This window comes from Blautia sp. HCP3S3_D9 (genome assembly GCF_052063845.1).
In the GTDB taxonomy this organism is placed as follows: Bacteria; Bacillota; Clostridia; order Lachnospirales; family Lachnospiraceae; genus Blautia_A.
The window spans coordinates 1-12,406 of the sequence record NZ_JBQHWS010000105.1 but is presented as its reverse complement, the minus strand read 5'-3'; the positions used below and the strand labels follow the sequence as shown (position 1 = coordinate 12,406).

Annotated in this window: 10 protein-coding genes and 1 pseudogene; 8 read left to right on the top strand and 3 right to left on the bottom strand. The window is 41.9% G+C overall.

From position 1 onward, the window contains the following. Positions 1–147 precede the first annotated feature (147 nt). Positions 148–1,044 carry an AraC family transcriptional regulator gene (locus ACTNES_RS15830; protein ID WP_216458501.1) on the bottom strand — a complete coding sequence of 299 codons (897 nt, stop codon included), beginning with the start codon at positions 1,042–1,044 and terminating at the stop codon, positions 148–150. A gap of 281 nt (positions 1,045–1,325) precedes the next feature. Between ACTNES_RS15830 and ACTNES_RS15825 the strand changes: the two genes are divergently transcribed. After that, positions 1,326–2,564: a galactokinase gene (locus tag ACTNES_RS15825; protein WP_216458502.1), complete on the top strand. Its 1,239-nt coding sequence runs from the start codon at positions 1,326–1,328 to the stop codon at positions 2,562–2,564. Positions 2,565–2,591: 27 nt separating this feature from the next. On the opposite strand, the pseudogene ACTNES_RS15820 reads toward ACTNES_RS15825, so the two are convergent. Next, positions 2,592–2,795 (bottom strand): annotated as a pseudogene (locus ACTNES_RS15820) (DUF6783 domain-containing protein); the annotation flags it as partial. Between ACTNES_RS15820 and ACTNES_RS15815 the strand changes: the two are divergent. The 7 genes from ACTNES_RS15815 to ACTNES_RS15785 all read left to right on the top strand — a co-directional run bounded on the left by ACTNES_RS15815 (position 2,733) and on the right by ACTNES_RS15785 (position 11,729). Beyond that, positions 2,733–2,876 carry a DUF6783 domain-containing protein gene (locus ACTNES_RS15815; RefSeq protein WP_441040081.1) on the top strand — a complete coding sequence of 48 codons (144 nt, stop codon included), beginning with the start codon at positions 2,733–2,735 and terminating at the stop codon, positions 2,874–2,876. The pseudogene ACTNES_RS15820 and the gene ACTNES_RS15815 overlap by 63 nt on opposite strands. Positions 2,877–3,082: 206 nt before the next feature. Further along, positions 3,083–4,897, top strand: coding sequence for a sensor histidine kinase (locus ACTNES_RS15810; protein ID WP_291805968.1), 1,815 nt, complete (start codon positions 3,083–3,085; stop codon positions 4,895–4,897). A 159-nt stretch (positions 4,898–5,056) separates the two neighbouring features. Continuing rightward, positions 5,057–6,676 (top strand): AraC family transcriptional regulator, encoded by a 1,620-nt coding sequence (locus ACTNES_RS15805; RefSeq protein WP_291807694.1) that lies wholly within the window; start codon positions 5,057–5,059, stop codon positions 6,674–6,676. Positions 6,677–7,011: 335 nt separating this feature from the next. Beyond that, the gene (locus tag ACTNES_RS15800; RefSeq protein ID WP_291807693.1) at positions 7,012–8,154 is read left to right on the top strand and encodes a sugar ABC transporter substrate-binding protein; all 1,143 of its coding nucleotides are present in this window, start codon (positions 7,012–7,014) and stop codon (positions 8,152–8,154) included. A gap of 156 nt (positions 8,155–8,310) precedes the next feature. Continuing rightward, entirely contained in the window at positions 8,311–9,249 is a 939-nt protein-coding gene (locus ACTNES_RS15795) for an ABC transporter permease (RefSeq protein WP_441040079.1), read from the top strand. A gap of 11 nt (positions 9,250–9,260) precedes the next feature. Continuing rightward, the gene (locus tag ACTNES_RS15790) at positions 9,261–10,757 is read left to right on the top strand and encodes a sugar ABC transporter ATP-binding protein (protein WP_291807691.1); all 1,497 of its coding nucleotides are present in this window, start codon (positions 9,261–9,263) and stop codon (positions 10,755–10,757) included. A 12-nt stretch (positions 10,758–10,769) separates the two neighbouring features. After that, entirely contained in the window at positions 10,770–11,729 is a 960-nt protein-coding gene (locus tag ACTNES_RS15785; protein ID WP_291807690.1) for an ABC transporter permease, read from the top strand. A 188-nt stretch (positions 11,730–11,917) separates the two neighbouring features. Here ACTNES_RS15785 and ACTNES_RS15780 read toward each other — a convergent pair whose 3' ends face one another. Then, positions 11,918–12,148 (bottom strand): AbrB/MazE/SpoVT family DNA-binding domain-containing protein, encoded by a 231-nt coding sequence (locus ACTNES_RS15780; RefSeq protein WP_441040080.1) that lies wholly within the window; start codon positions 12,146–12,148, stop codon positions 11,918–11,920. Between the last annotated feature and the right edge of the window lie 258 nt (positions 12,149–12,406).

Sequence of the window (12,406 nt, the reverse complement as noted above, 5' to 3'; positions counted from 1 at the left end):
AAGTGAAGCTCTTTTTTCATTCACTTAATAGGTGAAAAGCAATATTCAGTTAAAATACTGTAACTATGTGGCTTTCGGCCACTTTCACGGCATTGCCGTGAATAATCTAGGGTAATTTATTAATCAATTATAAGAAGCTTCTAATTATTAATTTTTTTTAATATTCTGCTTCCTATATTTCTGCGGACTGCATCCCTTAACCCGTGAGAATACCTTAGCATAGTAATTAGAGTCCGTAAATCCGGACTTCTGCGCGACGTCCATAATACTGTCGCCGGAACTGAGGAGAAATTCCAGGCTTCGCTCTACTCGGTATTCCTGTAGGAAGGTAAACAGGGATACGTTCATGTAGCGCTTGAACAATCGGCTACATTCACTTTCGCAGAGATGAATTTCATCTGCGATATCTTTCATCTGGATCTTGTTCATGTAATTGTGTTCCAGGTAGTCCATGATCTCACGCATGCGGTTTCGTTCCAGTTTGCTGTGCTCAGTGTATGGAATATCTTCCGGGAGGTTCTGGAGCATACAGCGCCACATTTTCTGCAGAGTACCTGTGATGTCTAGTTCATAGAAATCTTCTTTTGCTTCGTATAAACGTATAATTTCTTTTACACAGTCTGCAAAATAACTATGCCATGGCTGAGAGTAGTCGATGTGTATGGCAGGAAGCGAGAAATTTTGCAAAAAAGGTTCTACATATTTTCTGCGCAGAATACTCTCATAAGAACCGTAGATGATCTTGGGCAGAAAAGTAATGGAAACGTACTTTCCATCCTGCATATCTTCCATGAATCCGGCATGAAGAACATTGGCATTTCCAAGCAGGATATCGCCGGTTTTCATATGGTAAGTACACTGGTTTACTTTATAAAGAATCTGTCCATCCAGAACAAGGGTGATTTCCAGTTCTGGGTGCCAGTGCCATAAGAAAGAACCGGATTTATATCCGGAAAGCTTTTCATAGCTTACCAGAAGTGGGAATTCGTCGCTGCCGTGTTTCTTTAGCTCTTTCTGGGAGCCATCGGTTATGATCTCTGCCATTGCGTGTCCTCCAGTTATGAAAATTTCAGAATATAATAAATGCGAACGATAAGATAAACTCATTGTACACTTTTATAGCAATAAACGCAAGATTTTACTATTTTCTCCCCAAATTATCATGGATTTTTCTATTGTAGTAATGTATACTGAATTTCAAGAGTGTGACCGTAATAAGGCTGCTCCCAAACTTTCATACACATATTCCCGTTTGCCGCCGGAGTTTATGCAATGCCACTGCATAACGGCGGTCAGGCCGGAAAGAGCAACGGAGGATTTTTACAATGAATATTCCAAATAAAAATGAATTAACACGTATTTACGGAGAGGCAGAGAGATCAGCAGCACGTTTTCAGTCAGTAGCTGATCACTTCGCAGAAATTTACCATCATGATACAGCAGAATTCTTCACAGCACCGGGAAGAACCGAGATCATTGGAAACCATACAGACCACAATGGCGGACGTGTTATCGCAGGAAGTATTGATATGGATACTATTGGTGCGGCTTATCCGAACAACAGCAGCGTTATCCGCATTACAAGTGAAGGATATGACAAAGAAGTTGTTGTAGATATTGACAAGCTTTCCAGCGTACCGAAAGCTCAGGGAACCGTATCTCTGGTAGCCGGTATGGTAGAGGCAATTCAGAAATTCGGTTTCAAAGTATCCGGATTTGATGCTTATGTGACAACAAACGTGATCCGTGCAGCTGGTGTAAGCTCTTCTGCATCTTTTGAAATGCTTGTATGTTCTATCATTAATTATTTCTTTAATGACGGAGCAATGACATACATCAATTATGCAAAAGCCGGACAGTATGCTGAGAATGTATATTGGCTGAAAGCTTCCGGATTAATGGATCAGCTTGCATGTGCAGTAGGCGGCCCGATCCTTCTTGATTTCTCTGACAGAGAGAATCCGAAATATGAGAAAGTAAACTTCTCTTTCCATGATTACAACCATCACCTTGTAATCGTTAATACAGGAAAAGGTCATGCTGATCTGAGCGCAGAATATTCTGAGATCCCGATGGAAATGAAAGAGGCAGCAAAGGCAGCAGGAGCAGAACTTCTCTGTGAGACAACTCTTGATGATGTCCTGGCAAACATGGATAAGATTGAAAATGACAGAGCAATCTTAAGAGCAATCCACTTCTTCAAAGAGAATGAGCGTGTAGAAAAGGCTGCAAAAGCTGTTGAAGAGAAAGACGGAGAAACTGTACTGAGACTTCTCAGCGAATCCGGAAAATCTTCCTGGGAATTACTCCAGAACTGCTATCCGATCAAAGCATTTACAGAGCAGAAGATTTCCGTTGCACTTGCTCTTACAGACCTCTTCCTTGAGAAACTGGGCAAAGGTATATGCCGTATCCATGGAGGTGGATTTGCAGGTGTTATCATGTGCGTAGTACCGGAAGAGGAGACAGAGAACTATGTTTCTTACATTTCCAAGTTTGCAGGAAAAGAGAATGTATATCCGATGAATATCCGTGCGGTTGGTGCTGTACATATTGAACTGTAATCTGAATTATAAGGTTATTATATATGCTTATAATATATGCAGGAAATAAAGCAGAAAACAGGGCGTGATGCTTTGAGTACAGCATATTTTGGGACAATGTACAGGAACAGAGATATAAATAATTGCATACAGAGGTTTAGAGCGTGTTTGAAAAATCATTCCCGCAATCTGCACGCCCCACTTTGCGGTATATTTTGCCCGAATTCGGTTGTCGTAGCCCGCTACGACGCCCTCATCCGAACAAAATCTCCCACAAATTGTGACGCACATCTTGCAGAAAGCCTTTTTCAAACACGCTCTAGTTGTAACTGATTGAAGGGTATCGGTTATTAAAAGTCCAGAGTAGAAAGTAGCTTAAGTATATGTATGATTCACATGTATTTGAACTGCTTTCTTTTTTCTTTTCAACCTGAAAATTCTGTATTATAATTATAATAATTGAGATAAAAGGGATGGGAACGTTATACTTTCATAGTGAACAGGATATGGATTTCTGATCCGGATGAGGGGATAAATAAATGAAACAAAAAAAATGGACGATGCGGACTGCTCTGCTTGTTTTATGTATCAGCAGTGTAGTGTTTGCCCTGTTGCTGCAGACTTTCCTTTTTCACCAGTCGCTGCGCAGGCAGATTCGGGCAGAGAGTATATCGGATCATGAAATATCTTTAAATAAAATGCAGACAGATCTGTCTAATTTTATTCATACAATACGAGGAGAAATGCTTACGATCTACAGTGAACAGGACCTCACCAATGCCATGCGGGATGCCGCAGAACAGGATTCCAGTATGAAAGAATATTACTGGAGAACCTGGTATATGGCAAGAAAACGATTCACAAAAGAGGATCAGGTTCTTGCGATGTATCTGTATGATACGAGAGATAAGCTGATCAGCAGCTATCGTTACAATTCTGTTACTTATCCAAGAGATATTTATAAAGCAGACTATGATGACAATGCAGACAGGGTTTACAGTTATGTACATGGTGACAGGACAGACCTGATGATTTCCGGTTACCACAATCCTGAGGCGAAGAAAGACATTGTCCGGTTTGTTTTGAAACTTCATAATTACGATGCAGACCGAAGCAGTCTGGGATATCTTGTATGTGATATTAACAGTGTAGCATTTACTTCAATTATGGCGAAATACGTAGATGTGGATCAGGTATGTCTGTGGCTTCAGCCGCTGGATGACAAAGTAATCGCAATGACCGGGCAGGCATCGGAGAGTCAGAGCAGAATCCAGAAGCAGCTTTCAAAAGTGATCCAGGATTATTATCAGGCTAATGAATTGCAGGAAGAATATGATGGAAACTATCTGATCCAGGTTTCTCAGGAGAATTATAATCTGGAAGCATTTGTGCTTGTTTCACAGTCTCTTCTGACTGTAGCACAGAAATCTTTGATCCGAACGCTTCTTATTATAATGGCAGCGATGATCGGAGCTGTTGCGGTACTGGTTCTGTTTGTGTCGCAGTGGGTGACAAAGCCGGTGGAAGAGATGAGCAGCACTATAACGCAGATCAAGAACGGAGAGAAGCAGCTGCGTGTGCAGCCGGTCGGATGGTCCCAGGAGCTGACCACGCTGGGAACAGAGTTCAATGAGATGCTTGACCGCATGGAAGTCATGGCACAGGAGGAACTTCAGCATAAGATGCTGGTAGAACGTACGGAGTACAAAATGCTCCAGGCGCAGATTAATCCGCATTTTCTTTATAATACACTGGATACAATGAGTGGGATTGCAAATGCACAGAACTGTCCGCTGGTAAGTGGAATGTGCCGTTCCCTGTCAGCGATTTTCCGTTACAGCCTGAATATGACAGATGAGCTTTCTACTCTTCAGAATGAGATGGCGCATGTAAGAAACTATCTTTATGTAATGGATGTAAGAAATGGTTCGACGATTGCTTATGATTATCAGATTGACAGTGACACGCTTCAGGATCCGATGCCACGTATCTGTATACAGCCGGTTGTGGAGAATGCCCTGACGCACGGACTTAGAAATGTGCGGCGTAAAGATAAGAAGCTGCTGATCCGTTCCGAGCATGTCGGAGAGAATCTGGTAATTACAGTTCAGGATAATGGAGCAGGAATGGATGCGGAGGAAATGAACTGCCTGCTTGAACAGAATGATATGAAGCGTGTGGAATCCGGTGTTTCCATTGGAATCCTGAATGTTAATGCACGTTTGAAGAAGCTTTTTGGAAAAGAATATGGATTACATATTGAGAGCACGATTGGAGAAGGAACGACAGTAACGATTACAGTTCCGGCGGTTTCAGAGGATAATGCCGTACATTCTGACAGTAGTGCAGAATGAGTTACTGTTCACACGCTACTATTCCGCAAAGTGTATTACTGAGAACGGAGTGAACAGTAATCGGAATGAATCTGGGGAAACGGCAGATTTTGAAATCAGTATTATAAGGTAGACAGAGATTACAGATGATAGAAACAGGAGGGAATATCATTGAAATCCATGAAGTACAAAGTTCTTGCGGCAGATGATGAATTCTGGAGTCGCGAAAATATCCGCAGCCTGATTCCATGGGAAGAATATTCGCTGGAATTCCTGGAGCCTGCCTGCGACGGAGAAGAAGTTCTTGAGCGCATTCCTGAGGAGAAACCGGACATTATTCTTACAGATATTAATATGCCATTTTTAAGCGGACTGGAATTACTGCAGCGTCTTCAGAACGAGTATCCGAATATCGTAACAATTGCTATCAGCGGCTACGATGATTTTGATAAAGTAAAAGGTGTATTTGTATCCGGCGGTCTGGATTATCTTCTGAAACCAGTGGGAAAAGAAGAACTGGTCAAAGTTCTTACCAAAGCACTGGGGGTCCTGGAAGAAAGAGAAAACGCAAAGAAGCATGATGAAACCAGCAGGATTCAGGAACATAAGCTTTCTTCATTTCTGGAGGACAGTGAATATTCAGCATTGCTTTCCGGAAAATTATATGGACAGTCTGCGTCTCAGACTCATGTATCCAGCACGAATACATTTTCAGAAGTAGCAACTCTGATGGTTAAATTTTATAATATTGCGGAAATCGCAGAGCAGTTTGATCACGATAATCTGCAGATGTCATGGAGTATTAAGTCCAGACTCAGAGAATTGACGGGAACGGACGGAAATGCGATTATTTTTAACAACAGTAATAAGATGAGTGAGTTCCTGATCGTAAAGACAGCAGATGCAAAGGAACTCAGAGCTCTTGCAGAGAATATTCTGAAGGAATTTCCGCTGGAAGAATACGGTCCGGTTTCAGTAGTACTTCATGAGCAGACCAGTTCGCTGGATGATATCGGCACCGTTTACAGAGAACTGATCTCGACACTTGTTACCCGTCCATTTAGCAGGAGTCATTGTATTCTGTCCTGCCCGGAGGAGAAAAATACTGCTGAAATGCAGACTATCGGGAAGTCAGCGCCTGCTCATATGGAGACAGAACTGTACCATTTACTTTCGACAGGACAGAAATCGGAGACAGAGAAACTGATATTCAGAACCTGTGATTTTAAACATTGTGATGATGGTACCTGGAGTTATCTGGATATGAAACAATATGTCGGCAGGATAACGGGAATCCTGTATCGATATGTACAGGAGAAGTGTCCGAAGCTTACGGCGCAGGCAGAGGAAGCTATGGATAACATTGATTACTATATGAAGTGTCTCAATGCACCGTCTCTGTTTGCTTCGTTGAAAATTCTGCTGGACAGCTTATGGGAGAGTGGAGATGATAAGTGTTCCGATTCCAGTTCTGTTGTACAGCAGGTAGAGCAGATCCACAGATATATTGAGCGTTCTTATCATGAGAATATCACACTTACAGCTCTGGCAGAGCAGTATCATATGGATGCAAGCTACCTTTCCAGGATTTTCAGCCAGAAGTATGGAGAGACTATTATTGCATTTCTCACCAGAATCCGAATGGAAAAAGCAGCAGAGCTTATGAAAGATCAGGATAAGAAACTGGAGACAATTTCGTTCCTGGTTGGCTATGATGACTATAACTATTTCAGCAGGGTGTTCAGAAAGAAGATGGGATGTAGCCCGAGAGAGTATCGAAATAATCTTGCACAGTTATAATTGAAGTTATAATTAATATGGAAGAAACTCAGACAGAAGTCCTTTGTATTGCAGTTCTTATTGAACGGATACAGGGGACTTTATTATACAGCTAATTGATGGCAGATAAAGAAGCAGACCATACAAGTTACTGGCATTTTGCCTAACTTGTTCATATTTTGTCCAACTTTTATATACAAACTGGTCAAGAATGTGCAACAAAATTTTCCAAATATGTCCTAACTAACCAAAGCTGAAATATGGTTTAATATAGTCACAGAGGAACGGAGAGCTCGGAACAAAACTTCCGTTCAAAAAAATCAAAAACCAAATTTTTTCAAGGAGGGTTTTACAACATGAAAAAAAGAATGAGAAAAGCAGTCGCTATCGCAGCAACAGCAGCAATGGTTGGTTCATTACCAATGGGTGCAGTAACAGCACAGGCAGCCGATGACGACATCACAATCGGCGTATCAATCTGGAGCTCCACAGACGTACTTGGAAGCCAGAGTAAAAAAATCATTGACAAAGCAGCGGATGCTCTTGGTGTTAATGTAATGTATGTTGACCAGGGCCACGTATCTGAGCAGGTTACAGCTTCTGTTGAACAGCTTTGCGCAGCAGGATGTAACGGTATCGTAATCTGTAACTCTGCAGACTCCGAAATGACATCTGCCATCCAGACCTGTGATGCAAATCAGGTTTACCTTACACAGTTCTACCGTATCATCTCCGAAGAGAACAGCCCTGAAGTATATCAGACAGCATGCAACTCACAGTATTATCTTGGTGCAGTTCATGAAGACGAAGTAACAAACGGATATACACTGGTTAACCTGCTTCTTGAGAACGGTGACAGAAACATCGGCCTTGAGGCATGGACAGTTGGTGATGCTACATTCCAGCAGAGATGGACAGGTTACAAACAGGCAGTTGACGAATGGAACGAAGCTAATCCTGATGATCAGGCAACAATCACAGAGCCTGTATACGCTAATACATCTTCCGAAGAAGGTGCAGCAGCAGCTCTTTCCCTTTACAACTCCAATCCTGATATGGACGCTCTGATCGTTGCAGGTGGCGGCGGTGACCCACTTGTTGGTTCCATCGGTGCTCTGGCAAACGAAGGACTTACAGGAAAGATCGACGTTGTTTCTACAGACTTCCTTGATGACCTTGGCGAGCAGCTTCAGTCTGGTGGAATGTTTGCTGAATCAGGCGGACACTTCTGCGACCCGTTATATGCATTCCTTATCACATATAACGCAATCAAAGGCAATTATGTAAAAGATGAAGGATCCTTCGGATACGAAATCCAGTTCCCATATCTGTATGTATCTTCTTCCGAAGACTATGAAAACTACAAGAAATACTTTGTAGATGATGATCCATATACAGACGAAGAACTCGTTGAATTAGCTGGATACAGCTTCGACGATCTGAACAAAGCTGCAACATCACTTTCTATCGACGATGTTATTTCCCGTCACAGCAACTAATATGACAAACTTAAGCTCCACTGCCTTTCCTCCAAAAGGCAGTGGAGAATTAATTAGAGGTTATGATTAGCGCCCGCCTGAAGCAAAAGGCCAAACCTGATAAAGTGTCTGACCTCCTGCTTTTGGCGGGCGAAGAAATGGATAAGGAGAATGGTTATGAAGAAACTCAAACAAAGCCAGTATTATGGAATCGGCATTCTGATTCTTATGCTTGTAGTTTTCTGGGCAGTATTCAAAGTGCTTGCACCAACTACTTTCGGTTCCCCTGCTAAACTGGCTACTTACATGAAATCAGCATTAATTTATGCAGTTGGCGGATGCGGCCTCTATTTTATCTGCGTAATGGGACCTTTCGATATGAGCGTTGGTGCCAATATCGTACTTTCATCCATTGTCGCCTGCAACGCAAGTGAGAAATTCGGTTATGCCGGACTCATCATTGCACCGCTGATCTGCGGTACGATCATTGGTCTCATCAATGGTATTGTTTATATCAAATTACATATCTCTTCCCTGATCGTTACATGTGCACTGTCCCTGATCTATGAGGCATTCAGTGTATATGCGACGAACGGAAAGAACGTAATCCTTGCTACAAATTACAGAGCATTTGGTGATTATCCGGTCAACCTGATCCTGGCACTGATCGCATATCTGCTTTGCGCATTCATTCTGAAATATACAAAGATCGGTACTTATACCTACGCCATCGGAAGCAACGAAGTTGTTGCAAAGAACATGGGTGTAAATGTCCCGAAGTATAAAATCGTAGCATTTACTCTTGCAGGATTCTTCTTCGGACTTCAGGCAATCCTGACAATCAGCTTTGGTACTTCCATGACATCAGCCTCCAACCTTTCCTCAATGAGCCGTAACTTTACTCCTCTGATGGGAACATTCTTTGGACTGGCATTTAAGAAATACGGCCATCCGGTTATCGCAATCGTAATCGGTGAAATGATCATTCAGCTTATGTTCAACGGCTTCGTTGCACTTGGTGCTCCGACTACTATCCAGAACGTAGTAACAGGTGTTGCTCTGCTGGCTATCGTTGCACTGACAACCAAACCGGTTAAAGGTCTTGTAGTAAAATAAGGAGAACGATTATGGGTGAAATATTATTAAGAGCAGAAAATATTGATAAACATTTTGGCATCACACACGCCCTGGACAACGTTTCCTTTACCTTTAATAAAGGTGAGATCCACGCACTGATCGGTGAAAACGGTTCCGGTAAATCAACACTGACTTCCTGCCTGACAGGTATTTACCAGAAAGATTCCGGTAAATTTATCCTCGAGGGAAAAGAGATTACCGCAACTAACCAGGTTGAAGCAAACCATCAGGGTGTAGCCATCATCGTACAGGAGATCGGAACACTTTCCGGACTGACTGTAGCAGAGAACATTTTCCTTGGAAACGAGGATCAGTTCACAAAACATGGTATTAAAAATACCGCAGCAATGAACAAGAAAGCCCAGGAATATCTGGACAGCTACGGATTCAACTATATTGATGCAACAAAAGTAATCGATGATTACAACTTTGAGGATCGTAAGTTAGTAGAAATCGTAAAATCTACTTACTTCAACCCGAAGGTATTGGTTGTAGATGAGACAACAACAGCACTTGGACAGAAAGGCCGTGAAGAGCTTTTCAAAGTTATGCATAAAGTCCGTGACACAGGAAACTGCGTAATCTTCATTTCTCATGACCTTGAGGAAGTTATTGAACAGTCTGATAACATCAGCGTACTTCGTGATGGTGTCAAGATTGGTTCTATCACAAAAGAAGAAGCAACTCCTGACAGACTGAAAGCCTTGATGGTAGGCCGTGAGATTGGTGACAATTATTATCGTACAGATTACGGCGAACCAATTTCCAAAGAAGTGGTTCTTTCCGCTAAGAATGTAACAGTAAAAGGCCAGATCGAGAACCTGAATCTTGATCTTCACAAAGGTGAGATCCTTGGTATCGGAGGACTTTCCGAATGTGGTATGCATGAAGTTGGTAAGGCACTTTTCGGAGCTTCCTATTATCGTCAGGGAACCGTAACTCTGGGTGACGGCACTCCGATCAATTCCATTCCGGATGCCATCAAACACAGCATTGCATATGCTTCCAAAGACCGTGATAACGAATCTCTGGTCATCAATGATACAATTGGAGACAACATCTGCCTTCCATCCCTTGAGGATCTGAAGACACATGGATTCCTTCGTGCAAAGACCATGAATGAATTTGCCAATAAATTTGCAAAACAGATGAGCACAAAAATGACAGGCGTTGACCAGTTTGTATCTGCTCTTTCCGGTGGTAACAAACAGAAAGTCGTTCTTGCACGCTGGGTTGGTAAAGACTCCGATCTGATCATCCTTGACTCCCCTACACGTGGTATTGATGTCAAAGTTAAAGCTGACATCTACGCCATGATGAACGATATGAGAAAAAGAGGAAAATCCATCATTATGATTTCCGAGGAAATCATGGAACTTCTGGGTATGGCAGACCGTATCCTGATCATGAAAGACGGCAAGATCAATGGTGAATTCCTTCGCTCTCCGGATCTGAAAGATACAGATCTGATTGACAATATGATTTAAGGGGGTAAAAAAATGAGTACAACAAAAAAATCAACTGAGCAAGTACCATTTCTGGAACGTCCCATTGTGCGTACGATTCTTCCTATCGCAGGATTCGTGATCATTTGTGTATTATTTGCAATCCTGACAGACGGCAGACTGTTTCAGCCGAAAAATATATCACTGCTTCTGAGCCAGTCATACATGCTGCTGATCTCATCCATCGGTGTGTTCATGGTAATGACAATGGGCGGCCTGGATTTCTCCCAGGGTTCCATGCTTGGTGTAGCTTCCATCGTAGTTTGCTATCTTTCCCATTACAACATGGTTCTGGCAGCACTCGGCGGTGTGGTAACAGGCGGACTGATCGGTCTGATCAATGGTTACTTCAATGTTAAGAGAAAAATCACAAGCTTCATTGTTACAATCTGTACTATGTACCTGTTCCGTGGAGTTTGTGCTTATGCAACAACAAACTCACCTGTTTATGCAGTAAGTGATATTTCCAAATACAACACACTGCCATTCATGCTTACTTTCACAGTGATCATCTTCGTAGTGGCATATCTTGTATTTACTTACACAGGTCTGGGCTCCAGACTGAAAGCAATCGGTGCAGGTGAAACAGCAGCAAGATTCGCAGGTATCCGCGTAGAGACTACAAAGATCCTCGTATTCGTGGCAGCAGGATGTATCACAGGACTTGCAGCATTTGTAAATGCCATCAAAGTAGGTTCCGTTACATCAACAGCCGGAAACCAGCTGGAAACACAGATCATGATCGCTCTGGTACTTGGCGGAATGCCTGTAAATGGCGGTGCAAAAGTAAGATTCTACAACATCATCCTCGGTGTTATGACCTACAAAGTACTTTCCAGTGGTCTGGTAATGCTGATGATGCCAACCCAGTTACAGCAGCTGATCCTTGGTGTGATCTTCCTGATCGAAGTAGCAATCTTCAGCGACAGAAAGACTGGTATGATCGTTAAATAATCATTATCATAGTTTACAGACTATATGGTTATTGAACTTCCGCCATATAGCTGACATAATCTTATTACTATACTTACATAAAATCCCCGGCTTTCATAGAGGTAGAACTCTGTGGGAGTCGGGGATTTTTGTATTTGGAGATTTATCTTTTGTATAAAAAATTCTTAGAGCTGAAGAAAATCTATATATTAAACCTCATTTCGTATTTCATTTACAAGTGCCATAACATCTTCGTCAGAAGTTAGATTTGTCCGGTCTGCTTCTCCCCTCATATCTTTTTGGAGTGTCTGCATAGCATAAACTGCAGAATTAACTATACGAACAGAATTACCTTCTACAATAAAAGTAACACGATCTCCACTGGAAACACCTAGAACTTCCCGGATATCTTTAGGAATAGTAATCTGACCTTTGGCCATAACCTTTGCATTATCTGTAAAAACTGCTTGTGCCATAATAAGTTCACCTCCTTTGAATAGAAAAGTAGGGATTTCCCTACTTTTATTATATGCATTTTATGAGAAAATAACAATATAATATTGGAAAATTAAAAGAAGTAGAATCTACAATGCGGAAGTCTACTTCTTTTGAAATTCTGCGACAATATTGTTGATTAATTCAAGCTGCTTCGGGGATAAAGATTTTAGTGATTCCATTAATTTGTTAAGTTCATGTGG